The organism is Leptospira perdikensis (assembly GCF_004769575.1).
Lineage (GTDB): Bacteria > Spirochaetota > Leptospiria > Leptospirales > Leptospiraceae > Leptospira_A > Leptospira_A perdikensis.
Genome location: NZ_RQGA01000014.1, coordinates 115,001 through 140,260 on the forward strand (window position 1 = coordinate 115,001; position 25,260 = coordinate 140,260).

At 38.8% G+C, this 25,260-nt stretch carries 24 protein-coding genes and 1 tRNA gene; 10 read left to right on the forward strand and 15 right to left on the reverse strand.

The genetic code is table 11. From position 1 onward, the window contains the following. Nucleotide 1: 1 nt before the first annotated feature. Complete coding sequence (locus tag EHQ49_RS13370) at nt 2–640, reverse strand: hypothetical protein (RefSeq protein WP_135580171.1); 639 nt, start codon at nt 638–640, stop codon at nt 2–4. 106 nt (nt 641–746) lie between these two features. Here EHQ49_RS13370 and EHQ49_RS13375 point away from each other — a divergent pair. Further along, nucleotides 747–828 (forward strand) — tRNA-Leu (locus tag EHQ49_RS13375). 5 nt (nt 829–833) lie between these two features. Here EHQ49_RS13375 and EHQ49_RS13380 read toward each other — a convergent pair. Further along, entirely contained in the window at nt 834–1,718 is an 885-nt protein-coding gene (locus EHQ49_RS13380) for an alpha/beta hydrolase (RefSeq protein WP_135580172.1), read from the reverse strand. 82 nt (nt 1,719–1,800) lie between these two features. Between EHQ49_RS13380 and EHQ49_RS13385 the strand changes: the two genes are divergently transcribed. Next, nucleotides 1,801–2,229 carry a DUF1499 domain-containing protein gene (locus EHQ49_RS13385; RefSeq protein WP_244241482.1) on the forward strand — a complete coding sequence of 143 codons (429 nt, stop codon included), beginning with the start codon at nt 1,801–1,803 and terminating at the stop codon, nt 2,227–2,229. Here EHQ49_RS13385 and EHQ49_RS13390 read toward each other — a convergent pair. Both EHQ49_RS13390 and EHQ49_RS13395 read right to left on the reverse strand, forming a co-directional pair. Beyond that, on the reverse strand, nt 2,221–3,318 hold the full coding sequence (locus EHQ49_RS13390) for an NAD(P)/FAD-dependent oxidoreductase (RefSeq protein ID WP_135580174.1): 1,098 nt from the start codon (nt 3,316–3,318) through the stop codon (nt 2,221–2,223). The two genes, EHQ49_RS13385 and EHQ49_RS13390, sit on opposite strands and share 9 nt — an antisense overlap. A 30-nt stretch (nt 3,319–3,348) precedes the next feature. After that, nucleotides 3,349–3,570 (reverse strand): hypothetical protein, encoded by a 222-nt coding sequence (locus tag EHQ49_RS13395; protein ID WP_135580175.1) that lies wholly within the window; start codon nt 3,568–3,570, stop codon nt 3,349–3,351. A 29-nt stretch (nt 3,571–3,599) separates the two neighbouring features. Here EHQ49_RS13395 and EHQ49_RS13400 point away from each other — a divergent pair, with 29 nt between their 5' ends. Continuing rightward, a complete protein-coding gene (locus EHQ49_RS13400) occupies nt 3,600–4,223 on the forward strand; it encodes a methyltransferase (RefSeq protein WP_135580176.1) in 624 nt (207 codons plus the stop codon). 36 nt (nt 4,224–4,259) lie between these two features. Here EHQ49_RS13400 and EHQ49_RS13405 read toward each other — a convergent pair whose 3' ends face one another. Beyond that, nucleotides 4,260–5,696, reverse strand: a complete 1,437-nt coding sequence (locus tag EHQ49_RS13405) for an APC family permease (protein WP_135580177.1) — start codon at nt 5,694–5,696, stop codon at nt 4,260–4,262. Between the two features lie 134 nt (nt 5,697–5,830). On the opposite strand from EHQ49_RS13405, the gene EHQ49_RS13410 reads away from it, so the two are divergent. Further along, entirely contained in the window at nt 5,831–6,085 is a 255-nt protein-coding gene (locus tag EHQ49_RS13410) for a hypothetical protein (RefSeq protein ID WP_135580178.1), read from the forward strand. Nucleotides 6,086–6,160: 75 nt separating this feature from the next. Here EHQ49_RS13410 and EHQ49_RS13415 read toward each other — a convergent pair whose 3' ends face one another. Next, the gene (locus EHQ49_RS13415) at nt 6,161–7,261 is read right to left on the reverse strand and encodes a hypothetical protein (RefSeq protein WP_244241483.1); all 1,101 of its coding nucleotides are present in this window, start codon (nt 7,259–7,261) and stop codon (nt 6,161–6,163) included. A gap of 3 nt (nt 7,262–7,264) precedes the next feature. After that, nucleotides 7,265–8,935, reverse strand: coding sequence for an EAL domain-containing response regulator (locus tag EHQ49_RS13420; protein ID WP_135580740.1), 1,671 nt, complete (start codon nt 8,933–8,935; stop codon nt 7,265–7,267). A gap of 144 nt (nt 8,936–9,079) precedes the next feature. On the opposite strand from EHQ49_RS13420, the gene EHQ49_RS13425 reads away from it, so the two are divergent. Together EHQ49_RS13425 and pepN are read left to right on the forward strand one after the other, a co-directional pair. Next, the gene (locus tag EHQ49_RS13425) at nt 9,080–9,349 is read left to right on the forward strand and encodes an RNA recognition motif domain-containing protein (protein ID WP_002974517.1); all 270 of its coding nucleotides are present in this window, start codon (nt 9,080–9,082) and stop codon (nt 9,347–9,349) included. Nucleotides 9,350–9,390: 41 nt separating this feature from the next. Beyond that, nucleotides 9,391–11,970 (forward strand): aminopeptidase N, encoded by a 2,580-nt coding sequence (gene pepN, locus EHQ49_RS13430; protein ID WP_135580179.1) that lies wholly within the window; start codon nt 9,391–9,393, stop codon nt 11,968–11,970. On the opposite strand, the gene EHQ49_RS13435 is transcribed toward pepN, so the two are convergent. From EHQ49_RS13435 to EHQ49_RS13445, 3 genes are read right to left on the reverse strand one after another with little or no spacing between them, the layout of a single operon-like run. Further along, nucleotides 11,967–13,841 carry an AMP-dependent synthetase/ligase gene (locus EHQ49_RS13435; RefSeq protein WP_135580180.1) on the reverse strand — a complete coding sequence of 625 codons (1,875 nt, stop codon included), beginning with the start codon at nt 13,839–13,841 and terminating at the stop codon, nt 11,967–11,969. The two genes, pepN and EHQ49_RS13435, sit on opposite strands and share 4 nt — an antisense overlap. 30 nt (nt 13,842–13,871) lie before the next feature. Beyond that, nucleotides 13,872–15,332 (reverse strand): tetratricopeptide repeat protein, encoded by a 1,461-nt coding sequence (locus EHQ49_RS13440; protein ID WP_135580741.1) that lies wholly within the window; start codon nt 15,330–15,332, stop codon nt 13,872–13,874. Between the two features lie 14 nt (nt 15,333–15,346). Beyond that, on the reverse strand, nt 15,347–15,727 hold the full coding sequence (locus EHQ49_RS13445) for a YopX family protein (protein WP_135580181.1): 381 nt from the start codon (nt 15,725–15,727) through the stop codon (nt 15,347–15,349). 95 nt (nt 15,728–15,822) lie between these two features. Between EHQ49_RS13445 and EHQ49_RS13450 the strand changes: the two genes are divergently transcribed. After that, nucleotides 15,823–16,596 (forward strand): ParA family protein, encoded by a 774-nt coding sequence (locus EHQ49_RS13450; RefSeq protein ID WP_135580182.1) that lies wholly within the window; start codon nt 15,823–15,825, stop codon nt 16,594–16,596. Between the two features lie 24 nt (nt 16,597–16,620). Here EHQ49_RS13450 and EHQ49_RS13455 read toward each other — a convergent pair whose 3' ends face one another. Further along, entirely contained in the window at nt 16,621–17,985 is a 1,365-nt protein-coding gene (locus EHQ49_RS13455) for an ion transporter (protein WP_135580183.1), read from the reverse strand. Nucleotides 17,986–18,064: 79 nt separating this feature from the next. Here EHQ49_RS13455 and EHQ49_RS13460 point away from each other — a divergent pair, with 79 nt between their 5' ends. Continuing rightward, a complete protein-coding gene (locus tag EHQ49_RS13460; RefSeq protein WP_100717416.1) occupies nt 18,065–18,385 on the forward strand; it encodes a YbaB/EbfC family nucleoid-associated protein in 321 nt (106 codons plus the stop codon). A gap of 106 nt (nt 18,386–18,491) precedes the next feature. On the opposite strand, the gene EHQ49_RS13465 is transcribed toward EHQ49_RS13460, so the two are convergent. After that, on the reverse strand, nt 18,492–19,235 hold the full coding sequence (locus EHQ49_RS13465) for an OmpA family protein (protein WP_135580184.1): 744 nt from the start codon (nt 19,233–19,235) through the stop codon (nt 18,492–18,494). Nucleotides 19,236–19,335: 100 nt separating this feature from the next. Then, a complete protein-coding gene (locus EHQ49_RS13470; RefSeq protein WP_135580742.1) occupies nt 19,336–20,184 on the reverse strand; it encodes a flagellin N-terminal helical domain-containing protein in 849 nt (282 codons plus the stop codon). Between the two features lie 206 nt (nt 20,185–20,390). On the opposite strand from EHQ49_RS13470, the gene EHQ49_RS13475 reads away from it, so the two are divergent. Further along, on the forward strand, nt 20,391–20,966 hold the full coding sequence (locus EHQ49_RS13475) for a cob(I)yrinic acid a,c-diamide adenosyltransferase (protein WP_135580185.1): 576 nt from the start codon (nt 20,391–20,393) through the stop codon (nt 20,964–20,966). Beyond that, the gene (locus tag EHQ49_RS13480) at nt 20,936–22,267 is read left to right on the forward strand and encodes a peptide MFS transporter (RefSeq protein ID WP_135580186.1); all 1,332 of its coding nucleotides are present in this window, start codon (nt 20,936–20,938) and stop codon (nt 22,265–22,267) included. The genes EHQ49_RS13475 and EHQ49_RS13480 overlap by 31 nt, the downstream gene beginning before the upstream one ends. Before the next feature lie 117 nt (nt 22,268–22,384). Here EHQ49_RS13480 and ptsP read toward each other — a convergent pair whose 3' ends face one another. Both ptsP and lpxC read right to left on the reverse strand, forming a co-directional pair. After that, a complete protein-coding gene (gene ptsP, locus EHQ49_RS13485; RefSeq protein ID WP_135580187.1) occupies nt 22,385–24,112 on the reverse strand; it encodes a phosphoenolpyruvate--protein phosphotransferase in 1,728 nt (575 codons plus the stop codon). A 63-nt stretch (nt 24,113–24,175) separates the two neighbouring features. Beyond that, nucleotides 24,176–25,084: a UDP-3-O-acyl-N-acetylglucosamine deacetylase gene (gene lpxC / locus EHQ49_RS13490; protein WP_135580188.1), complete on the reverse strand. Its 909-nt coding sequence runs from the start codon at nt 25,082–25,084 to the stop codon at nt 24,176–24,178. Between the last annotated feature and the right edge of the window lie 176 nt (nt 25,085–25,260).

The following is a 25,260-nucleotide window of genomic DNA, read 5'->3' on the forward strand; positions in this document are numbered from 1 at the left end:
TCTAAAGGATACCTCTAATATAAGAATACAAATAACGTACAAATTCGCCGGTGATTTCCCGAACTCCATCTTCCGTTAAAAACCAGTTGGAACCGGAGACATCCGTTGGAAATCCATAAGCTGTCACCTTGATGGGCAAACTAGATAAAGTTTTGCGATAGGTTCCCAAAACTCTTTTGGTTTCATACTCCCGACAAAGTAGTAAAATACTTCCTAGATTGTCAGAAACGGCTATTTTTAATAGGTTTTTCGATGCCTCGTCTGTGTCACCCATTTTGGTTCCAGGAATGATAAGAGAAGAGACTATGTTTGGATTGATTCCGATCGAATTTAAATGTTCTTTGATTTTTGTTTCACGTTCTTGTGGTGAATAGAGAAGATTTTGTGTTTTATCTTCTCGTATAACAAGGAGTAGTTTCTTGAAATCTTCACGTTGAGATAAAGTTGCCACTGCTTTTAGAATCTTTTTGGAAGGGAGTGGGTTTGTTATTTCTAAAACTGCTAAATCCGATTTTTGATAAGTTTCTGATGATTTTAACCAATAAGGAGAAGATAAGGTAAGACCAACCAAAACAAGTAGAGGCGAAAGGAATCCTATAAATAGGAGTTTGAGTCGAAACGTTAGATCGGATACTTGCATACTGATGACCCCTACAACCTACCGAAAGGTTAGGGCAAGTGACAAGAGAAAATTCATCTCCTTGACGAAAGAACCCGTTTTCCTAACCTGTCCTACATACACACCCGCTCGGATGGTGGAATTGGTAGACACGCTACTTTGAGGTGGTAGTGCCGCAAGGTGTGGGGGTTCGAGTCCCCCTTCGAGCAAATCCCTATTTTAAATACTTCTGAAAAAATCCGACCGCACGCGATTCTGCTTCTTTCGGATCAAAATTCCAAAGGCGTTCGTGCCGATTGCAGTCGGGGGACCAAAGTGATTTTGGTTCTCCTGCTTTGGCAAATAGATCTTCTGCATGATGGTAATCTACATAATCGTCCTTGGTGCAATGGAATAAAGCGATTGGTCTTGGGCTAATGGAAGCAATTTTATCAATTGGTCTTACCGTATCAATATCCATCTCTCCTCGTAAGTTGAGTGCGAGTTTGACTACCGGGATCAGTGGATAGTAAGGAATACCGAAATCACGTTTAGCCGATTCAACGAGCACGTCAATAGCACTCCCATAACCACTGCTAAAGATTCCCGCTTTGATTTCTGGATGGTCTGCCATAGCAATGATACTTGTCGCAGCACCCATAGAAAATCCAAAGATCCCAATTTTTTCAAAACCTTTCTTTTTTAAAAAATTGATGGCCGCCGATACATCTTTTTGTTCATGAAAACCCATGGAAGCAAAACCACCATGGTTTCTTCGTAAACTAAGGAGTAACAAATTGTATCCAGCAGCATGAAGGCTTTTTGCAAAACGAATGCCTTCGTTTCTTTGGCCTCCATGCCCGTGTACAAGGATGATGGTAGCTTTAGATTGTTTGGCGGGAATCCAGTAACTAACAAGGTTCAGTTTGTCCTCGGTTTCGATTTCTACTTCTTCAAAGTCTAAACCCACTTCTTTAGGTCCTTGGCAAAAAACATGGTGATCTGCGTTACAATTGACTTTGGGATACAAAACCAAACCAGAAAAATAATACGCAATAGCGATGAGTAAGATGATACTTATAATCAATCCAGAAATTGTGAATTTTTTGATGCCTTTCATGTGCCAATAAAAAACACGAAATTCTGAAATTCTGCAAGTAAAAAATAGAGATACATTTTTTTTGGAAGTAATGGAAGCTGCATTGAGCGTTTTTTTTATTTGTTGTATGAGTGTCTTAAGTCCACTCTCCGGTGTGAGCGACGGTGAACTCAGGGGTTGTCCTCCATCACCTAACTGTGTTTCTAGCCAAAGTATGCAATACAATATTGTTCATAAAGTAGATCCCATATTTTATAAAACTTCTCGCCGGGTTGCCTTTGATAGAATATCCAAATACTTCCACGAATCGGAAAACATTTGGATTAGTGAAGAAAAGGATGGGGAATACATTCGAGTAATTTTTTTTACAAAGGTTTTTCGTTTTCCGGATCGAGTAGAAATTTATTTTCCTGAAGACAAACAGGAAGCCCAAATTCGTTCGCAATCGATACTTGGGTTATGGGATATCTTTGCCAATCGACGGAGAGTGAATCAGTTTCGCGAGTTACTTGCCAAAGAAGAATCAGAGTAAGTTGTTATGAGATAGGAAATAGATTCCACCAACGATCCTTTCTATTTTCGCACCAAAAAACCAATCGCCAAGGATGGTAATTCCTGTTTGTTTACAAAGTTGTTTCCATTCCTCGAAAGTCTCGGAGTCCAGTAACAAGGGGCCTTCGCGACCAAGGAGAGGCATTTGGGCTTGTGCATATTTCCACCTATGGGTCCAAATTAGATTGGGTTCAGGTGCGCCAAATTTTTCTTTCAGTCCTTGGATCAGATATTCTTTATATTCTGGGTTTGGCTTTTTTTCCGAGTCCATCCAATTCTCAAAATGAGTTTCAGAGAATATGGCTCCGAATTGTACAAGAAGGGCAGAACCTTCTTGAAACTCATTTGGATACTTTAAACTTTCCCAACTTTGGTATTCCCAATCACTCCCTCTGTGTAGAGATGTAGTGATGGGAATCAATGAATTTGGATCTAAATGAAAAGTTTTCCAATTTGGTTTCCAACTGTCCCAATAAAAATAACTAACCAATGTTTTGCGGTAGTCATTAAAAGGCTCTAAAAAATTAGCCCATCGTTGTAATTTGGAATTTTTATCAGATCTATCGATGATTTCTAAAATTTGTGGTATCGGAAGGGTGAGAACGACCGAATGGGAACAGACGGTTTCTATCTCTTTGGTCGCCGAGTTATGGAATTCTAAATTCCAAGTTTCTAATTCTGAAGATTCTAATTTGTTAAGAGTATGACCTTGGAAAGGTTTTACTTTCCCAAGCATTGTTAGAACCAGATCCGACATTCCTTTTATTGGATAAAAATGGTCTCTATCATAGATTCCCTTGGTTTGGATCTCTATCGATTTGGTTTTCCAAATTTCAGACAAAGAATACTTTGTTTCCTGGCCGAGCCAATGTACTTCCATTAGGTCACGAAACATGGTCGCTCCAAAGTCATAAACAAAGGGCTCGGTTCCAAACTTACCAGAAACCCGTCCACCATAGGATCTTCCTTTGTCGTAAACAACAACACTTGAATCCATCATGGCTATAGTTGCCCCGGAAATTCCAGAACCAACCACAACGGGAACTTGGTAACAAAAATTGGGTTTCATGGCATTAGCCTAAGACGAAGGAAATAAAAATTATAATTGTTTGATCAGTGCTTTCAAGTCATTAATCAGAGAAAAGGGAACAGGTTTGATTTCTTCTGCCAATTGGATTGTATCTTGGATGGTGCGAGTGAGAACTTGTTTTTCAGCAGCATAAGCAGCCTGGGGTAATTTGGACTTGTTCTTTTTAAAAATGGTAACTTTGTTATCAATGATCTCAATCATCTGGTTCAAATACTGAATCTTTTGGTCCATAGGCCAATAGGTGTAACACAAGGGAAAAAATGAGAAACCAATTTTTGGATCGAAGACAGAAAATCAGCGTAGGGGATCCAATGACAGATGTCGTATGGGATTCTTATTTACCAAAAAATTTCCAAACTCTTTCTCCCTTCCAATGGACGCCTGTTTCTGTGATTGAGAGGACATGGGCCTACTTGCAAGTGGATCAGGCAAAGTCCATTGTTGACTTAGGTTCTGGAGTGGGAAAGTTTTGTATTTATCTTTCTTTGCTTTCAAAAGATACCATTCGTATCATTGGTCTGGAAGATAGGGAAGACCTAGTCTCTGTATCCGAATCTCAAAAAATTCTTTGGGATAGAAATCAAGTGGAGTTCCAAAGGTTTGATTTTTTAAAAAACTTTCCATCCGGCCATTCACATTATTATTGTTTTAATCCTTTGTATGAAACGATGAAAGGAAAACATTCGATTGATCAACAAAAAGAAAAATCGGCAAGTCGATTTCTAAAGGACTTACAAATCTTAAAACAAAATCTTCTTTTATTGAAGCCAAAATCAAAACTCATCACCTTTCATGGATTTGGTGGGAATTATTTGCCTGGTTTTAAAACTGTTTTGAAAGAAGAAATTTCTGGTGGCGAATACATGGTTTGGGAAAGAGAATGATCTTTCCCAAATATTAGGATTCGATTCGAATGAGAATCACTTCTTTCTTTTTAGATGCGGTTTGGCTATCAGTAGATAGAGAATCCCTGAGGAAATCACAACAAGGGTAGTAAAGATCATCCCATAATTGATGTACCAAGGTTCTTCAGGAGTTCTTGGCCAAACCATATTGGCAACCGCGGTGATGCCATAAAAAAGAGCGAGGCCGTTGATATACACTCCGAGTTTTCCTAAAGTAAATGAACCTTTCGGTTTCCATCCGTTGAATCGTGCATACAAAGCTGCGATGACAACCATTTGAAAGGCTACATAGATCCCTGCAGATGCAAAACTGATGATAGTTGTCACTGCATCTTGTAACCAATGACCCATACTCGCAATGACGATAGGAATGAGGCCTGTGACAATGAGTGCATTCACTGGAACCTTACCTGATTTGGAAAGATGGTTTAAATGTTTACTTCCAAAAATCATTCCATCACGGGCAAAGGAAAACAACAATCGACTTGCAGCGGCTTGTAAACTGAGTAAACAAGATAAAAAAGAAACCATTACTACGACAATTACCATACGGTAGCCTACAAGTCCCATTGCGGCAACTAGCGTTGTGGTGACAGGATCATTATCTTCGCCTGAGATTGCTTTTTCAACATTGGGCAGGGCAAGTAATAGCGCCAAACAAACGAAGGTGGCAGCACCCCCTCCAATATAAATGGTCATTCGCATGGATTTAGGAATTGCTATACTTGCATTCGGTGTTTCTTCTGCAACATCCCCGCAGGCCTCAAACCCATAATAGCAGAACATAGCGGCCACGGAAGAAGCAAGGAAAGCTGGGAAATAATCCACTCCATTTCCGAGAGAAAATGTATTCCAAAGTATAGAAATTGAATTCACTTTTGCAAAGAGTAGAAGGTATCCTCCGACAACAATAGCACCAATGAGTTCACATAAAAATCCAAAGAAGGCAACCTTCGAAAGTAGTCTTGTTCCACTGAGATTGAGAAGGGTCGAAATCAGAATCATGATGATGGCAATCCATATAAAACCAGAGTTTCCAAATTCGATTCCCAAAAGTTGACTTAAGAAAGGAGCTCCACCCACTGCGACAGCAGCGACTGTTGTAAAAAGTGCCCAGGCATATACCCATGCCGACATCCAAGCCCATCGTTCTCCCACCAAACGGAGTGACCAGGGATAGATCCCACCAGAGATCGGATACTGGGATACTATTTCTCCAAAGACTAGACAAACGAGGAATTGGCCAAAACCTACGAGAAGATAATTCCAGATCATAGGGGGTCCACCAGCTTGGATGGCTAGGGCAAATACGGAATAAACTCCGACTACGGGGGAGAGATAAGTAAATCCTAGGGAAAAGTTTTCCCAGAAACTCATACTGCGTTCAAATTCGGATTTGAGCCCCAGTGCTTCTAATTGGGCTGAATCCTTGTCATGAGTGGATTGATTCATGAAACATCCTTATACTTTACTTGGAGTTTAGGAATGGTTTTAGAGTTAGCCTCGTTTTCTACAAACGATTTTGTTTTTCCATTGACTGAAAAGGTGTTTATCAATCTAATTTTTCACAATTACGGATACTCCAAATGAAACAAACACTACTATTAGCAATCATGCTATCACTCTCAATCGGTTGTGCAAGCTCCCAGACAAGCGACGGAAGTTCTGAAGAACCAGGTCTTGTGAACAAACTGATCGAAAAAGCCAATTCAGAAGAAGGGCAAAAAGCCATCCAAATGGGAAAGGAAAAACTCCAAGACCCTGCCACTCAAGAAAAACTCAAAGGACTGCTCTCCAAAGAGAAAAAGAAAAAAGAAGTTCCTGTTGTTCCCGCACAATAAGTCTTTTTAATCTTTTGGAACCCTACCTTTTCCCAATCGGAAATGGATAGGGTTCCTTTTGTGATCCTATCTAAATTAAAACCTTCCTAAGTCTTCGTTTCCACCAGATTGTTTTCCAATCTCTATTAAAATCCAATTTCGCACAATAGGATAGTCACCTGGTAAACAAAAGAAAAACAAAGAATGAGTTTTTGTTTCTAAATCGTTGACGATATAAAGTTTGTTTTCTTTGAGAAGAATCTCTTCCCATTTTTGAAAAACATAACAGGTATCATTCCAATAAATTGAATCTTTTGTGATTCGAATTTCTTTTCTTTTTTTGTAATTCCACCATACATAAGCCAAAGGAAAAAAACCAATGCTTAGAGATACAATCAAAAACACCAACTGAAAATACGAAGGAGGGAATTTCCAAGATTCTATTGATAAATCAAAGACAGATCCAATCACAAAATGAATGATTAAAGTGAGAGCAAAACTAACTGTAATGGCAACAAATACAAATATTTTAGGTTGGTACCGTGATTTCAGTAAACTCTCTTGGTTTGTCCTTGTAATCGTGATTTGGGAATCGGGCTGAAAGGTAATTTCGGATTCTGAAATTTCTTTTGGTAGGATTCGTTTATGGATGGGTAGATCTAGTTCTGAATAAGAAATCAATTTTCCCGATTCATTTTGGATGGAAGTTTTTAATATTTTGGTAATGGTTTCTCCAAACGAACGAATTTCAGGGAAATTGGTTGATTCTGCCAATTGAAGAGTTTCGGCTTCTAAATGACCTAACACAGTAAAAACAGTAATTGTCCTTGATCCGTTTTTGGTTTTCACTGTATAAGTATATTCTGAAATAGATGTATGTCTTATTTGATTAAAGTTTAAACTTTTGATAATTTTATTTCGTTCACCTAAATGAATTGTTTTTGTATCAGAATTAAACTCTGTCCACTTTGATTTTTGAAAGATATAAAGAAAGATATGGGGAATAATAAAAAAAACAAAAAAAATAACGATTAGAAATATGTTAATGAAAAGGTCTTCACCAAAAATGCCCGTAACATAAAATGTGGGTATAAAAATCACCAGAGTTACAATATCAAACCCGAGTAAGATCCAATGGGCAAGTTTTGTATTTTTAGAACGATGGTCTAGATAACGTTTTATAGATTTAGATTCCACGACTTATAATTGTAATTTGTTTGTTTCTGGCAGATTTGGAGAAGGTTTCATAAATAAATAACCTTGGGAGTATTCGATCCCTAAAGTTTCTATCATATCTTGAATGGCCTCCCTATCAACAAACTCTGCCACTACTTTGGCACCAATTCCACGTGCTAGTTCGACAATACCTTGGACGAGAAGATAGGCAGTTCTGTTCTCTGGTAGGTTTTTAATGAACTGACCATCAATTTTTAGATAATCAGGATCCACTTCGAGTAAACGAGAAAGATTGGAATACTGAACTCCAAAATCGTCAATGGCAATTTGACAACCAATGGTTTTTAAATCCCGAATGGTATACAAACTATTTTTATTCTCTGAAAAACTAATGTCTTCTAGTATTTCAAAAGTCACTCGTTTGGCATCAATATTGTAATGTGATAAACGACCCTCTACCCATTTACTAAAACTTTTATATTCTAACTCGGATTCGGTGAGGTTGATCGAAAAATCATATGGTTTGTCAGAGAAAAAATTCATAGACTCATCAATCATTTGCAAACCAATCATTCGAATGCTTCCAGTAACCTTTGCTAGTTTTAAAAAAACATCTGGTGTGAGGATGGTATCTTTATCTTTGATTCTTGCTAAACATTCAAACTTTCGTATTTGTTTTGTTTGGTTGTCTAAAATACCCTGGAAATAAGGAACAATTTGTTTGTTGGTAATGGCTGTTTGGATCTTTTGACTCCACTGAAAATTTTGTAGGTGGTGGTCTGTTGATAGGTCCTCGGTGTAAGATACAAAGTCGGTGGAACCTTGTGTTTCCGCACGAAATAGGGCCAGTTTTGCTTTGTAGTAACAATCTTCTTGGCCAGAAGCGGAGGAATACCGACATTCCAAATGGAATCCCACTCCATCCAAAATCAAATCGTCGGATTTTAAGATCATCCGAAAACTACGCATTTTTTCAACCAGTCCTTGTTCGGAAAGATTCGAAAGGATGGCAATTTCATCCGAATAAATATGGAAAACTGTATCTTCGTTTTGTAGATGTACAGAAAGTAATTGGAGGAGTTTTTTAAATATCTTTCGGTAAACTTCGATTCCAAAGGTTTTGATTATGCTTGGGAAACTCACAATTTTCATCAGTAAGATGGATTGGTCGTTGCGATGGTTACCATCTCCTTTGAGTTGTTTCACTAAAGATTCAAAATTTGGATATTTGGAGTCCCTATGAAAGTACAAAGAGTCCGCTAGTTCCTTATTTTTTTCTTCTAATGACTTCTCTTGAAAGTAAGCATCAATGGCCTGTTTGATGGTGAGTTCTAAATCATGGGCATCCCATGGTTTGGAGAGATACCGGTACAAACAACCATGATTCAGGGCATTCCCTATGGCTTGTGCTGGTGCTTGGCCGGTTAACATAATCTTTTTGGTACGAGGGTGGGTTTCCTGCATTTCGATCAGGAATTCGTCGCCTTTCTGTCCTGGCATGACATGATCACAAATGACGACCGCTAAGTCTGCGGAGGTTTCCGCAATTTCTTTCATAATCTCTTTTGCTGTTTCCGCACTTTCTGCAGTTTCGATAGTGAAATTGGACCCAAATACTTTTTTTAATTGTTCTTTCAGGTTCCAAAGGATAAAGAATTCGTCATCGATGCAAAGGATATAGGGTTTTTCGTTCAAAGGGGTACCTAGAGAAGACATACAAATAATCTCGATCTTTCAGAATATGCAAGAAATATTTGATGTTGACAATTTCTTTCAATTGTATCTAATCGAGCCGTTCCAAGGACATTGGAACATGCAGTTGGTTTTACGAGGACAGGAATGGTTTCTAACAAAATTTATGTAGGGAATTTAAAATTTTCTCTTAAGGAAGAAAATATACGCCAGATTTTCTCCGTTTACGGAGTGATTCAAGATCTGAAAATGATTCATGACCGGGAAACTGGTAATTTTAGAGGGTTTGCATTTATTACTTACGCCAATCCGGAAGAGGCAGAAGAGGCTGTGACCCAAATGAATGGCCAACCTGTCGACGGTCGGAATCTAAAAGTGACCTTTGCTGAGGATAAAAGAAAAGAAAAACAGAACTAAAATTCACTTTTCCGGTAAGGCCTATGCCTTAAAGAAGGAGGATGATGCAATCCTCCTTCTCTCCGATTCACAAACTAGAAGACTATAAACCAAATCCTTGGTTAACCCCCAAGTTAGATTTACGATTTGATTTAGATCTGCACCTGACGGTTGTCAGAGCTGATTACGAAGTTGTTCTTCAATCAGAAAGTATTGAACCTCTTTTTTTAAATGGAGAATCTTTAGAATTTTTATCCCTTCGGATTGATGGAGCTATCGTTGATCCCGAAGACTACCAAGTTTCTCCAACAGGAATCCTCATTCCGCATCCACCAAAGGACAAGTTTCGCCTCACTGTAGAAAACCGAATTTGTCCTGCCAAGAATACTTCACTCGAAGGATTGTATAAATCTGGTTCTATGTTGTGTACCCAAAATGAACCAGAAGGTTTTCGTAAGATTGTTTATTCCATCGACAGACCAGATAATATGATGCGTTTTCTTGTGACCATTTCGGGAGATCAGACACTTTTTCCTGTGATGTTGTCCAATGGAAATTTGGTAGGCGACAAACAATTTGAAGGTGGTAAACGGGAAGTGGTTTGGGAAGATCCATTTCCTAAACCATCCTATTTGTTTGCCCTCGTGGCAGGGGAATTGCAAGAAACAGTAGATTCTTTTATCACCAAATCCGGAAGGGAGATCACTCTCAAGATATTCATAGAAAAAGGAAATGAGGAGAAGGTAGGTTTTGCTTTTGATTCTTTAAAAAAAGCAATGAAGTGGGATGAAGATACTTTTGGATTAGAGTATGATTTGGATCTATTTATGATTGTGGCAGTGGAAGACTTCAATATGGGTGCCATGGAAAATAAAGGACTCAATCTCTTTAATGCCAAACTCGTGCTTGCCAATAAAAAATCGGCTACCGATGAAAGTTTTGAAGCCATCCTTGCTGTGATTGCTCACGAGTATTTTCACAATTGGACAGGCAATCGGGTCACACTCCGCAATTGGTTCAATTTAACTCTAAAGGAAGGACTTACTGTATTTCGTGACCAGTGGTTTACAGAAGATATGACTGACCCTTCGGTGAAACGAATTAAAGACGTATTGTTTCTGAAAGAATTTCAATTTCCGGAAGACCAAGGTCCCATGTCTCATCCCATCCTTCCTAAAACTTATAAAGAGATGAATAATTTTTATACGGTTACTGTTTATGAAAAGGGAGCAGAAGTCATCCGTTTGGTATCAGAACTGATTGGGAGAGAAAATTTCAAAAAAGGATTAAAACTCTACCTTTCCCAATATGATGGCCAAGGGGTCACCTTTGAAGAATTTGTTTCCTCCATGGAAGAAGTGAATGGTTCCGCAATTCCCTATCTTCGCAATTGGTACCACCGCAGTGGAACCCCAATGATTTCAGTAAAAGAAATTTATGCCAAAGATTCCAATGAATGGATTTTAGAGCTGACCGATACCGGTTCCAGCGAATATCCGTTAGTGTTTTCAAATTCCTTTGCGGTATTTGATAGAGAAGGAAGATTAGTGAGAGAAGAAAAACGTGTGATGTCCGGTGCCCGCGACCAGATTCGTATGGCGGCACTTGACAGTAAGGGAACCAAACCAATTGTTTCTTTATTTCGTTCTCTTTCCAGTCCAATAAGATTAGATTATAAACAATCAGAAGAGGAAATCAAAATTTTAGCAAAAGTAGAAACGGATGGTGTTTCACGTTTTTTTGCTTTTCAAAATCTGATTTTTGAATGGTTTCGTAAGTCGCTTCTTTTCGGAAAAGAAGATAATTTTTCGGTAATTTTAGAAACAATCGGAGATTCCTTTGGGAGAAATTGGGATAAAACTTATCATAGTTTTTATCTTTCTTTTCCTGGATTAACACAGATTAGCGAAAGTATTGGATGTTATGAATTCACAAAAATTCAAAATTTAAGAGTTTGGGCCATAGAATCTATCTCTACTACTTTTACAAAAGAATTTCAAGTGTTATTAGAAGAAAACAGAAAAACAATTCCTGTTCAAACCAAGGAAGAAATTGGGAAACGACGTTTAAAAAATATCGCACTTTATTATCTTCTATATGATCCTTCAAAAAAATTTGAACGATTGGCGGTGATGGAACAAAGAGAAGCCAAACATATGAGCGAGGAAGTTTCCGCTCTCAAATTTCTTTTGGAAGTAGAGTCCAAAGAGAAAGAAACATCTGTAAACTTATTCTTTGATAAATGGAAACAAGATCATTTGGTTTTGGATGTTTGGTTTGCTGCGCAAGTGGCTACTGGAGAGGATCGATGTAAAATTGCAGAACAATTAGAAAATCATCCACAGTTTAACATTCGTAATCCGAATAAGGTGAGATCTTTGTATTTTAGTTTGGCAAGAAACCCACTTTCATTTCATAAAGAAGATGGAAGTGGTTATACCTTTTTGGCGGAAAGGATCAAACGTTTGAATGAAATCAACCCACAAATGGCTGCTGCTTTAACAAAACTGTTTTCTCCAGTATCCAAACAAAAAGGAAATTTACCAAAGATTGCGAAAAAAGAATTAGAAGTTCTATCTAACCTCCCCAACCTTTCTCGGGAACTTGGGGAAGTGGTAGGAACTATACTCAATTCTCTTTAGTTGTACATCGATTTGATTAGATCTTTGTATTTGTCGTGAATGATATTTCTTTTCATTTTGAAAAGGTTTGTGAGTTCATCTCCAACTTCCATGGCTTTCGGTAAAAACCGGAAGTCAGATAGTTTCTCAAAAGACTTAAATCCGTTTTCAGAAGATATTTGTTTTTTGATGATGTTTTGAAAATACAATCGAATCTCTTTATTTTGGTTTAGATCTTCGCCGTCTTTTGGGTTCAAGCCTGCTTCTTTCATTCGATCTTTATCTGGCCAAACAAGAGCAGTCAGTGATTTTTGATCCTGACCGACGACAATGACTTGGTTGATGAGAGCATTTTCCAAGAGTAGATTTTCGATCGGAACCGGCTCCACATTCTCGCCACCTAAGAGTACGATTGTGTCTTTAACACGCCCGCGAACAGAAAGTGTATCGTTAAAAGAAATGAAACCTAGGTCTCCCGTATTCATCCAACCATCGAGGATGGTTTTCGAGGTGGCTTCTTCATTTTTGTAATACCCCTTCATCACTTGTGGTCCTTTGATATGGATGACACCCATTTTCCCTTTGGGAACAGACTCACCTTGTTCATTTACGATTTTAACAACAGTTCCTTCTGGCCATTTTCCAACAGATCCTTGAACTACCTTTCCTACGGAACGAACGGAAATGATGGGGGCACATTCCGTCATTCCATAACCTTCATACACAGGAATTCCGATTACGTTAAAGAATTCATCGACATGGGCAGGAAGAGCACCTCCACCAGAGATTGTTCCTGTTAGGTGGCCGCCTAAAACATCTCGAATTTTAGAAAAAACGAGTCCATCTAAAACCTTGGAGAGTAAATACAAATTTAAGACATACCCAAGGGAGAGAGCTGTGTTTTTAGCCCGTTCGAAAGGCGATTCTTCTTTGGTTAGAAGTTTGTTTCCTGCAAGATAATCTTGTCCATCTTTGAATTTTTTGCAAATATCATAAGCGAAGTCAAAAAGTTTCCTTTTGTTTTCGGGTGCTTTCTCTAACTTCTGTTTAATGCCAAGATAAAGGTTTTCCCAAAGCCTTGGAGCGGAAGCCATAAAACTGGGTTTTATTTTTTGAAAGTCATCTCGGAGATCTCGAATGTTTGTATAAGCGATGGAAGCACCTTCCGCGATGATCGCATAGTCAATGGCCCGTTCAAAAATATGCCAAACAGGAAGGATCGAAAGGGTACGATCCGAACTCTTTAATCCCACACGAGGTGGAACCTTCACCACATTGTATACCATGTTTTGGTGCGAAAGCATCACACCTTTGGGCATTCCTGTAGTTCCGGAAGTATAAATAATGGTAAATAGGTCATCTGGTTTCACTTGTTTGGATCTGAGTTCCAAAGAAGGAAGGTTTTTACGAAGTGTTTCACCATCGGCTATGAGTGTATCAATGGGGATGGCAAAGTTATCTTTTGATTTGAATCCTGGATCTAAAATGAAGACCTTTTCCACTTTGGTATTGGAAAGTACCGGTTTCAAACTATCGTATAATTTTTCATGTTCTACAAAGCAATACTTACTTTCTGAGTGGCTTAAGATGTATTCAATTTCTTGAGGAGTGGAATCTGAACCACGTGGTACGTTGATGGCACCATTTAACAGAGTCGCGATGTCGGCAATCGCCCATTCCGTTCGATTGTCTGCCATAAGACCCACTCGGTCTCCCGGTTGGATTCCCATTTGTAAAAGGGAAAGAGCTAAGTTTTCTGCTTTGTGAAATATATCTGAGAACGTACGACCGATAAAGTTTTTTCCAGCATCCTTTCCAAGGAACATTTCCTTAGAACCATAAGCTCGATTTGCATAATAAAAAACATCATTCAGCGTCGTAAAATTTTTCATTGATCCAGTAGTCTCCGTAGGAGACGACTATCATTGTTTTTTTTGTTTATTCAAGTAATATTTTCTTTTGTGCGTTTTCCCGTTTGGAGATTCAAAGAATCTTTCAAAGTAGGGATCGGAATCCATTTGATCCATCAAAGTAAAATCATACAACAAAGCCTGGTGGGTCCAAAGGTTCCCTTCCACTTCTCTGTTTGTGGCAAAGGACGCCCTTCCTAACTTGTAGTAAACAACTGGCAAAAATTCACGTTCACCACCTAGAATTTGTGCCCGTTTTAAGTTGGTGTAAGCATCTTCAAATCGCCCAAGGCTCATTTCGCAGGAGCCCCTATAGTAGAAGAGAAAAAAACGAGGGTAGGCTGAGAGCCTACGACTATTCAATTTTTCTAAACTGGCCAAACAGGAGTTAGGGTCTTTGTCCATAAATTGAGAATATGCTAAATTCATTAAAATTTCCGGGCTGATTTCTCCATGGGTTTTTCGATAGATTTCAGCTGTTTTTTGATAACTATCTTTGGCTGTTTTGTAATCTCCCAAAACATATAAATAATAATAGGATTTGTAGATGAGGACATCCAAAGAATCAGATTCGCAGGCTCGATAGGAAAAAAATTCATCTAAAGTTTTGGTAAAAGAAACAAAGTCCCTCTCATTGTATTCAATGTTAGCAATTTTTTTTAATAGAGAGCAGGTTCTAGAAGTTCCATTAGAAACTTCCTTTTTGTATTCTTTTAGAGATTTTCTATAAGCCTTTAAAGCTTCCGGAAATTTTTGATGGGATTCAAATTCAATTGCTTCCCTTTCTTCTTTTTCACCAACTCCTTCACAGTAGGATTCTTTTCCATTTTCATAATGACAAATACGTTCTCTAAATCCATTTTCATTGGAATCATATTCCACACGAACCAGTTGGCAGTTTTTATAATACCACCATTCATCCATGGCTCCAAAGTCGTTTTTATCTTTTGTGATTTCTTTTGGGCAACCCGATTGAGAGTAGTAAGTAAAACTGTCTTTTTTGCCATTTTTGGTTTCATCCTCTTCCGTTAAAAACAGCTGTCCTTTGGAATCATAATAATCCCAACGGTAAGGAAAAAATTCCTCTTCGTTCAAAAAGAATGATAGTTTTAGAAGGGAACTTCCTTCCTTCCAACCAGAAAAACAGGAAAAGGAAAGTTTTCCACTGAGGAAATTTTGCGCAGGGTCTCCATATAAATCAGTTAGGTGAGATCTGATATCCTGTTTGAATCTTGGATATGGATAATTTGTATGATACTTATCTAAATATTTTTGACAGAACCAAAAAACTTCATGGTTGAGGGATTCTTTATGAAGCACTGCCGGAATTTCACCCCCGATTCGAAAACTAAATCGTTTAGGGCTGTGGTCTGAAATTTCAAATTTTTCTTTTGAGTTCTGAACAGCTTGCCAATAATCCTCTAAGAGATTGGCACTTAGAGGAAAACAAAGGAAAAATAAAAAAGTGATGATTGGAAATAAAAATCTCAAGATTTACTTTTTAAATAGAGATCATATAAAATAGGGTTTTCGTATGGATTTCCTACTTTACGGATGGAAAACAATTGGAGTAACGGCGGACCATTTTCAATATAAAATGCACCATGTTCATTGTTGAATCGTATGATGCCTGTATGTTGGGTTAGATTCCCCCCTTTGGCAACAGTATGTTCTATGATGTCTTCTTCGAATAAATCTTTGTCGTATTTATCTTTTAAACCAGTAAAACTATTAACAATATAATTGTCCTCATTTGGGATCGGTTGTCCAAACTTTAAAAGTTTCCCATCGAGGGTTAAACTAAAGCCTTTCTGAGTGAATTCTTTTTCTTGTTTGTCCCAAACACGGAACCTAATTGTGAATGCCATAACTGAACCCAAATTAAGGACTACGAAGTCCTTTCCAAGGAAAATTCAAAAAAAAATCAGTGGCCAAAGGGTGAATTAGGAGAATTCTATGCCCCATGAAGGTCATCTCTGTTTCCAATATTAAGGGAGGAAGTGGGAAATCCACCACCGCGGCCCACTTAGCTTGCGCTCTTGCCAGGCGCGGAAAAACCCTCGTAGTGGATATGGATATGCAGGGGGACTTAACGGACTACTGTTTACCTGATTTGGATCTCAGTTCTTTGGATGAGTCCAATGTGATGACGGTGCTTCTTGGAATGAAACGAATGACAGATTGTATTCGTGAAACAAAACAATTTGATGTTTTACCTTCTACTTTAAGTTTAGCCAAACTCACCAAATACAATCCGGATTCGAGTAGCCTTTGTTTACAATTCAAACGAGCTCTGGATGAAGTTCGGGATACTTACAAGTTTGTGATCATCGATACACCAGGTTCGGCTAAACATGAACTCACAACAGCCATTTATAATTCAGAACTGATTTTGATTCCTGTAACTCCCAGTAAATGGACGATCCGTGCTGTGAATTTGCTTTTAGATGAAATCACACAAACGGAGACCATTTTTAGCCAAAAGAAAAAAACAGCCTTTGTTCCTTCTTGGTTCGGACCATCCAAAAAACATAGAGACCTCCTTGAGCGGCTCAAACAAATAGAAGAAATTCCTTGTCTCGGAGAGATCCCAAAATCGGAATCCATCAAAACCAAAACAGAAAAACAAGAACCTTTAAAGAAGGATAGTAACGCTTGGTATGCCTTTGACCGGTTGGCTGATGAATCCATTTCTCTTGTGGACCCTGAGAATTCGATTCTTTCTCTAAAATCTTGATATCCTTAAGCTATTAAACAGAGGTTAGGTTTTTGTTTTTGATTTCTTTTTGGTTGATTGATTTTTTTTACGTTCTTTGGAAATACTCTGTATATATTTGGCAAACTCGGGATGGTGTTTTAAGATTTCTGCAAATCTATCTTTTCCCAAAGTATAAACATCACAATAAGAACCGGCTTTGATGGTTGCCGTCCGCAAAGAATCATCAATAAGGCTCATCTCTCCGAAGAAAGATCCTGAATTGAGAGTCGCAAGTAATTCACCAGTTTTTTCTTTGATAACTTCCACATGGCCTTTGGATAAAAAGTACATATTGTGCGGAACATCTCCTTCTTTAAAAATAACATCTCCCTTCATATAGAAAGCTGGTTTTAATTCTAAAACTACTTCTCTTTTTAATTCGTCAGGAGCATTTTTGAAAAAGGGAACCACTGAAATCAAATGGTTATGTAAAAACAAAGACACATCAATTTTAATTCCCGAAGGGAGATTGTCCCAAATTTCAGATTCATCAATTCCGTGTTTGTTTTCCCAAAGATTTACGTAGTAAGAACGAATACGATTGGCGAGGTTTGGCGGTAGTTTTTTATATTTAATAAAACTATCAATGGTATTTAGTTTTTCTTGAAAGGTAACACGAGAAACATCTAAATTTGAAAGTAAGGTGGCAATATTACCAATTACATACCCGTAAATACCAACACCCAAAATCATCACTCCCATAGTGTATACAGTTTGTCTGTTGGTTACCGGGGTGATGTCCCCATACCCAATGGTTGTGAGTGTGGTTACAGACCAATAGAGAGCCCGGATGTATCTTGTTGTTATATCTTTGTCTGGTAAAAATTCAGGTCCGAGATGGATCCAACCGCATGCCACCCAATGAGCAAATAGACTTGTCCAATACACAAAGAAAATAAGGCGGAAGGTCATGGGGTTAATCACTTCTACCAGTTTGAACCTGTCATCCGAGTCAGCACCGAGAGCAAGGAGGCGAAGGGATTTAAAAAGTTCGAAGACTCGAACCGAACGAAGTAACCTTAAAATTTTTAAACTATCTGTAATTCCAAAGTATTGGAAAAAAAATCCGCCGAAAAGGTCAAAGGGAAATGCTGATAGGAAATCGATAAGAAACCAGGAACGTAGATATGATTTCGTGACTATCTTCCGGTTATGGATGAGAAGACGGTCTTTTAAAATAGCCGTGTTGAAATTTAAAATTACATCAATTCCAAATACCACTTGGATGGCTCTTTCAAAATAATTCACTCCGGCAGAAAGTTTATAGTGAAATACCAATCGAATGGGAACTTCAATTGCGAAGTAAGTGATACAAACAAAAACAAAAAGATCCCAGATTCGTTTGTATGGAGAATTGGGATGGATCATAAATACAGTATCGACAAAGAAATGTTTTATATTTGCCTTCTTTTTAAGAAAAATAATCCTGAAAGGAAAAGAGGTAATTATGTTCGGTGGAGCAGGCGGAAACAAGTTTGATATGCTCAAACAAATGAAAAAGATGCGATCGCAAGTAAAAACCATGGAAAAAGAACTTGCCGGTCTCAATTTTGTAGGAATTTCCAAAAATAAACTTCTCTCAGTGACTTTGGATGGAAAATTCCAAATGAAATCCATTCAAATCGAGGATGAACTTCTTGATAAAAAAGATAAAAATCTTCTCGAAAAGTCGATTCAGGAAGCTTACACCAAGGCCTTACAGGATGCCCAAGCAGGTGCCGCCAAACAAATGCAGGCTATGGGTGGATTCCCTGGTCTTGGTATGTAATTTGAATTTGTATGGATCTTAAAATAGAAAAACCTACATAAATGTAGGTTTTTCCGTAACAACCAAAAGGGGCCCAATAGGTCCCTTTTTTTATGCCAGTCGATTTTTAAGAAGCAGGAACGATTTCCACTTCCACACGTCGGTTGGATCCGTCTTTTGGATCAATTTCTTTTCCGTTCACTGTTCTTGGAGTGGTAGAACCAAGACCTTGTACGGAACCAATTCGTTTGCTCTCTACACCATTTTCCACAATTGCATTTTTTGCAGTCACAGCACGGTCTTGAGAAAGGCGTTGGTTCAGATCTTCAGCTCCTGTTCGGTTGGCATGGCCAGAGATATTGACTTTGGTTTCTGGGTAAGCTGCAAGTGCTTCTGCCAATTTGTCAATGTTCTCTTTTCCTTTTCCTTTTAGATCAGCTTTTCCATCTTCGAAAGCAATCCCCCCGTCCATAGTTGCAGTGAGACCAACAGTTTCTCCACCTCTTTCGTTTTTCTCTAATGTGATTCCTTGTTTTTTCATCTCTTCCGCCATGTTGTCATACATAGTGTTTAGATAAAAACCTGTTCCAAGTCCTGCCAAACATCCAGCTCCAAGACCTACAATCTTACCTTTGTTTTGTGGCTTCTTTTTTTCTCTTGTTAACGATTCTTTGATTTGTCTTTGAAAATCGTTCTGTTTGTTTTTTGTATCTTTTTTTCTTTGTGCTTCGTCATAAACGGCACCGATTGCAAGACCAACTCCACAACCAATAGAAGTACTAAGAATTAGCCTTTTTGTGTTTTCTGATAATCCACAAGAGATTGTGGAAAGTAATGATAGGGAAAGAATTCCGGAGATGATTTGTTTCAAAGTGATTGTCCTCGCTTACACTCGTTGTGAAGTATAAGGACAAAGTTTGAAGAAATCCTCCCTGTTTGCAAGGAGGATTTCCGTTTCTTTTTCGATCCGATTAGTATCTGTCCGTGAGGAGTTTTACTACGGATTCCGGTCGAAGGTTTGCTTGTGCAAGCATAGCCACACCTGATTTGGTAAGGATTTGGTTTTTGGAATATTCTACCATTTCCGTTGCCATATCTGCATCCCTTACTTGCGATTCAGAAGAAACAATGTTCACATAGTTGTTACTCAGTGATTTCAGTGTTAAATCCAATCGGTTGTAATAGGCACCTAGGTCTGACCGCAGACGGTTGACTTTAGTGATCGCATCGTCCAAAACTTGGAGTGAATCGGAAGCTTTATTTGGAGTTGATAGAGTCAACTTGTTTCCAGCTTGTTTTAGTTTGAGTGAAGAACTAGTCATCGTGTTGATGTAGAGTTCTATTTTCTCTGAACCGTTTGCACCCACTTGCAAAGTCATCGGATTTTTGGAAGAACGAGAAAACCTTCCATCCAATGGTTTGATTTTGTTAAACTCAGCAGAAGTTCCGATTCTTTCTACTTCTTCCACAAGTTGGGATACTTCTAACTGGACAAGTTTTCTGTCTTCGTTTGAGTAAATCCCGTTTGAGGATTGAACGGAAAGTTCACGTAACCTCTGTAAGATAGAGTTTACTTGGTCTAAAGATCCTTCGGTTACTTGAAGGAACGACATACCATCCTGGGTATTTCGTTCTGCCTGGCCAAGGCCCCGAATTTGTGATCTTAATTTTTCGGACACGGCGAATCCCAGGGAATCATCTCCTGGTCTATTGACTCGCATACCCGTTGCTAGGTGTTCCATGGATTTGTCCATGTCACGACCAGTGTTTGTGAGCGCCCGTTTCGCAACTAGCGCGCTGATGTTGTGATTGATAATCATTGTCACACCCTCCTGTGTGTCCATGACCCGCTTGTTTCCCTACATGCGGAGAAAAGTAAAAATCACTTCCCAGAGAAATCCGTTCTCATCGAGAAGAGAAGGGGTTGCCTGCCCTTGGTTCTTCTGTGAATTTTGCCTTTCCAGAATATTCTATACCAAAAAAAATAAGCCTGTAAAGAAAATTTAGAGTTTTAAGGAGCGAGAAATTGAAAATCTACACCAAATTTGGCGATGGTGGTCAAACCTATCTTGCCTCTGGAATCAAGGTCTCCAAAACAGATCCAAGGGTTGACCTTTACGGAAGTTGTGACGAATTGAATAGCACCATTGGCCTTGCACTTTCCTTTGCTAAAGATTTAACTTTGGAGCCGATATTTCTCGATCACATAAAAAACATTCAAAGTTTTCTTTTTGAAATTGGCTCGGAACTTGCTGGTTATGTGCCCAGAGATTCAAAAGAGGGAACTGTGGTTCACGCGTCCGATGTTGAAAGTTTAGAAAAAGAAATTGATCGTTTGATGGAAGTTCTTCCTGAAATTAAATTTTTTATTTTGCCTGGGGGCTCTTCTATGGCAAGTGCACTTCATATCGGTAGAACCATTTGTAGGCGGTTAGAGAGAAATTTATTAGTGTATATTGAGTCAGGTGGAGAAATCCATTCTGATTTAAGAATCTATCTCAATCGACTTTCTGACTATTTATTTGCGGCAGCTCGTTATGTGAATTTTTCTATCGGAGAAGAGGAAACCATTTGGAAAAGCAGAACCAAATCGACCAAGTAGAATCTCACATTCATCCCAAAGGGATCACTCCACTTTTTCTCACAGAAATGTGGGAAAGACTGAGTTATTATGGCATGAGGGCACTGCTTGTTTTGTATTTAGTAAAGTCACTTGGATTTTCTGATGCAGATGCTGGAGCTGTGTATGCTTTTTATACTAGTTTTGTTTACCTAACGCCTGTTCTTGGCGGATATTTAACAGACAGATTCCTTAGTTATCAATTTTCTATTTATTTAGGAAGTTTTTTAATGTTATGTGGCCATATCTCTTTGGCTTTTTCTGATTTGTCTTTTTTTTATTTGGGTCTTGTTTTATTAGCTTTAGGAAATGGTTTTTTTAAACCGAATATGTCCACCATTTTTGGTAGGTTATACGATGGAAAACCAGGTTTACGGGATAGCGGGTTTACCATTTTTTATATGGGAATCAATTTGGGTGGCCTCATTGGTCCTATCATTTGTGGTAGTTTAGGGGAGCGAGTGGATTGGCATTTGGGTTTTTTATCTGCTGGTGTGGGGATGGCCATAGGAATGGTTGTTTTTTATTTCGGTAGCAAACGATTGCCTGATTCCATTTGGAAAAAAGAAAGTTACCAGTTAACGGCTGTAAATTTAAATCTGGATGACAAACAAACAAAACCTAAAATTTTACTGATTGTCCTACTTTCTTTTTTTAGTATTTTCTTTTGGATGGCGTTTGAACAAATGGGTTCCTCACTGAATCTATTTGCTTTAAGGAATACGGATCGGTATCTTTTTGGATTCGAAGTTCCGGCCTCTGTTTTACAATCCATCAATCCCCTGTTTATCTTAATTTTTGGACCTCTTGTTTCTATCCTTTGGTCTGCGTTATCCAAACGGAATCAAAATCCAAATCCTGTTATGAAATTTGTCTTAAGCCTTGTTTTACTTGGGATCGGTTTTTTGGTGATGGTGGTGGCAGCAAAGTATGCGGAAACAGGCGTTGCTGTATCGATTCTTTTTTTAGTGTTTGTTTATTTTTGGAATACCTTAAGTGAACTTTGCCTTTCTCCTGTGGGATTATCTTTTGTTAGTTTTATGGCACCGACCAAATATGCCTCTGTCCTTATGGGGATATGGTTTTTGTCAAATGCCTTTGGACATTACGCTGCCGGTATCCTTTCTGGGTACCAAAACCAGTGGGGAAGTATGGCAAACTTTTATGGATTTTTTGTGATCTGTTCCTTTTTTGGTGCCTTCCTTTTGTACGGAATTTATCTGATCAAAAAGAAATCCATCTTAGCTTTGTTAACAGGAAAGGAAGCTCCAAATTCAATCTGAACGAATTAAAGAAAAAATAAAAGATAAGCGGTTAAAATCAAAGGGAAAAAATAAAAAGAAACAATTGGAAACGAGTTTTCAGTAGATTAGAAAAATACAATTCAATAGAGAATGATCTTACCCTTTTGTTTCTAAAACCAATGCTTCTATTTCTTCAAATTTTTCTTCGCCGGCAAGACCAATCACTTGTTCGGCGAGAAGTTTTGCCTTCCAAGATGAAATTTCCTGAACTTTTTCACCCACTTCTCGCATTAATGGCAAAGCAGAACTCAAATCCCGAAATCCGAGTCCAATAAGAACCGCCGTAAACATAGGATCACTACCAATTTCCCCACAAATGCTAATTGGTTTTTTCTGGGAATTGGCAACATCCGCAATGTTCTTTAACAGTAGTAGAAATACCACTTGCCAAGGGTTGTATAAATCCCCCACCAAATGGTTGTTACGTTCGACTGCAAGTAAGTATTGTAAAAGGTCATTAGTCCCTACACTATAAAAATCCACATGATTTCCAAGAAAAGGTAGGTTCAAAGCACAAGCAGGGGTTTCTACCATAATTCCGATGGGGATTTTTTTGGTAATCACAAGTCCTGAGGTTTTTAGTTCCTCTAAACATTCAGCCACTAATATCTTTGTTTGCAAAATTTCAGAAAGAGTTGTGATCATAGGTAACATGATCCGCATGGTTCCAAATTCACTCGCTCGGAGTAGTGCTCTTAGTTGTTCTTTAAAAAAATGAGGGTGTCTTAGCAGGTAACGAATCCCGCGATTTCCTAGAAATGGATTGGCTTCTTCATATCCATTTTCCATTTTATCCGCACCTATATCCCAAACACGAAACGTAACGGGACGACCAACCATCTTCAATAAAATTCGTTTGTAAACAGCAAATTGTTCTTCTTCTGTAGGTTTGAATTCTACATATCGTATGAATAAAATTTCTGTCCGAACAAGACCAATCCCATCGGCACCTTGTTCAAAAGCCAAATCCACTTCCTCTTCGGAATCAATATTGGCACGGAGGGAAAACTTTTTCCCATCTTTGGTTTTGATAATTTTTGGGCCGTCGCTGATTTCTCGAACTGGTTGGACTTTATGGATTTCACTCCTGATCCCAGCAAGTTTGATTTCATCGATTCCAGGGGATCTATTTAAGATTCCCTTCGTTGCATCTAACAAGATATAATCATCATCTTCTACATGTGAGGTGATGTTTTTTAAACCCACGATGGTTGGGATTCCATAGTTTCTGGCAATGATGGCAGTATGGCCCGTTTTTCCACCGAAGTCAGTGGCAATTCCCCGAAGTCGGCATTTACCAAGTTGGATCATCTCGGATGGAGTGATTTCTTTGGCAATCAGGATGACATCATCAGGAATTTTTGTTTGGTCAGCTGCTTTGTCTGGATAGAGATTGGATTCAATCCGTTTTCCAATATCTAAAATATGGTCTGCCCGTTCCCGGAAGAATTCATCAGGAATGGATTGGAATTCATCATATAAGGAACTAACGGCTGTTTCTAGGGCAAGACCCGCCGATTCATTGTTTTGTGCAATTCTCTCAAAAACTCGGGCACGAAATAAGGGATCGTTCAAAAAGACGATTTGGGATTCTAGGATTTCTGAAAGTTCGCGGTTTGTTTTTGATTTTTGAACGAGTTCGCTTAGATCTTCTTCGGTTTTGAGTAGTCCTTTTTTTAAAAGTTCCACTTCTTCTTTGATTTCGTCAGGAGATAGATCCGTCCGGTCTTCCCGTTTCCGTTTGAACTGTTTCCAGCGGAAAACCTTACCGTAAACTGTGCCTGGATAGGCAGAAATGCCCTTGAATGTGGTTTTTTCTTCCATCCTTCCCTTTGCCAAAAATACTTTTGGCTTTGGCTCAGTTTGGAAAGTAAAAAACGAGGGATTCTAACGAGTGGCTTGTTTTTTAGCGAAAAGTGGGATCCTTCTGCTTTTGAACTGAGTGAGTTCGTTTCCGGTAACTTGACTCATAATGCATTTTGCGAGAGAGATGTCTAGAGCATGACCGGCTTTGGAAGCGATCAAATGGCCTCGGAAAGGTCTTCCCATCACAGCCAAATCTCCGATCAGATCCAGAATTTTGTGGCGAACACATTCATTGTCATAACGTAAGGTTTCGTTTAAATACCCGTCATCTGTCAAAACGACTGCATTGTCGAGGGATCCACCCATAGCAAGTCCTCTTGCTTGGAGAGCTTCCACATCTTTCAAAAAGCCAAAAGTTCGGGCAGGAAGGATGTCTGTTCCTAAAATGGATTCGTCGAGGGTAGTGGTGTAAGATTGTCCTCTGAGGAGGGGGTGGTTGAAATCGATGCTGTAAGTGACTTTGAGTTCGTCTGAAGGTAACATGACGAGGTACTTGTCCCCGTCCACAACCCAAATCGGGTTGGAAATGGTAATGGGTTCTATGGTTTCATCCAAAACCCGGATTCCTGCTGAGCGGATTCCTTCCCAAAACGGCAGGGAGGAACCATCCATAATTGGAACTTCGACGGAATCAATTTCAAAAATACAATCAGTAATGCCGAGAGTGTGGACTGCGGCGAGAAGGTGCTCGATGGTTTGCACTCGGTTGGAACTTCCATCGCCTATGGTCGTGGCGTTACTTGTGTCGACTACATGGTCGAGGGAGATGGGAATGCGAATCTTTTGGGTGCCTTTGTAGAGATAAAAAATAAGTCCTGTATTTGCTTCTGCCGGATGGAGCCGTAAGGTTACCATTTTCCCGGAATGAACCCCAATTCCCCGTAATGTGATGGAGTTTTGGATCGTTTTTCTGTGTATCGCCGTTACCATAATCAGTTCCTACTTACAAATTTGTAGAAAAGGGGGTAGGGACAATTCCAAAACCGGTAGTCCAAGTCAAAAAAATGTCTCCTTTTTACAACAATGTGGTGGGAATGTGACGGCCCTTTTTGTGCGCCAATCCCAAGATTTTTGCTACAAATTGGGTCGTACTTTACGTGTTAGTG

Bases quoted from the DNA above. Each gene is read 5' to 3' on its own strand.
- ptsP (WP_135580187.1), bottom strand. From the start codon at position 24,112: ATGGAAGAAAAAACCACATTCAAGGGCATTTCTGCCTATCCAGGCACA.
- EHQ49_RS13455 (WP_135580183.1), bottom strand. From the start codon at position 17,985: ATGATCCATCCCAATTCTCCATACAAACGAATCTGGGATCTTTTTGTT.
- EHQ49_RS13460 (WP_100717416.1), top strand. From the start codon at position 18,065: ATGTTCGGTGGAGCAGGCGGAAACAAGTTTGATATGCTCAAACAAATG.
- EHQ49_RS13425 (WP_002974517.1), top strand. From the start codon at position 9,080: ATGGTTTCTAACAAAATTTATGTAGGGAATTTAAAATTTTCTCTTAAG.
- EHQ49_RS13435 (WP_135580180.1), bottom strand. From the start codon at position 13,841: ATGAAAAATTTTACGACGCTGAATGATGTTTTTTATTATGCAAATCGA.
- lpxC (WP_135580188.1), bottom strand. From the start codon at position 25,084: ATGGTAACGGCGATACACAGAAAAACGATCCAAAACTCCATCACATTA.
- EHQ49_RS13390 (WP_135580174.1), bottom strand. From the start codon at position 3,318: ATGAAACCCAATTTTTGTTACCAAGTTCCCGTTGTGGTTGGTTCTGGA.
- EHQ49_RS13470 (WP_135580742.1), bottom strand. From the start codon at position 20,184: ATGATTATCAATCACAACATCAGCGCGCTAGTTGCGAAACGGGCGCTC.
- EHQ49_RS13380 (WP_135580172.1), bottom strand. From the start codon at position 1,718: ATGAAAGGCATCAAAAAATTCACAATTTCTGGATTGATTATAAGTATC.
- EHQ49_RS13405 (WP_135580177.1), bottom strand. From the start codon at position 5,696: ATGAATCAATCCACTCATGACAAGGATTCAGCCCAATTAGAAGCACTG.
- EHQ49_RS13395 (WP_135580175.1), bottom strand. From the start codon at position 3,570: ATGGACCAAAAGATTCAGTATTTGAACCAGATGATTGAGATCATTGAT.
- EHQ49_RS13445 (WP_135580181.1), bottom strand. From the start codon at position 15,727: ATGGCATTCACAATTAGGTTCCGTGTTTGGGACAAACAAGAAAAAGAA.
- EHQ49_RS13410 (WP_135580178.1), top strand. From the start codon at position 5,831: ATGAAACAAACACTACTATTAGCAATCATGCTATCACTCTCAATCGGT.
- EHQ49_RS13450 (WP_135580182.1), top strand. From the start codon at position 15,823: ATGAAGGTCATCTCTGTTTCCAATATTAAGGGAGGAAGTGGGAAATCC.
- pepN (WP_135580179.1), top strand. From the start codon at position 9,391: ATGATGCAATCCTCCTTCTCTCCGATTCACAAACTAGAAGACTATAAA.
- EHQ49_RS13400 (WP_135580176.1), top strand. From the start codon at position 3,600: ATGAGAAACCAATTTTTGGATCGAAGACAGAAAATCAGCGTAGGGGAT.
- EHQ49_RS13370 (WP_135580171.1), bottom strand. From the start codon at position 640: ATGCAAGTATCCGATCTAACGTTTCGACTCAAACTCCTATTTATAGGA.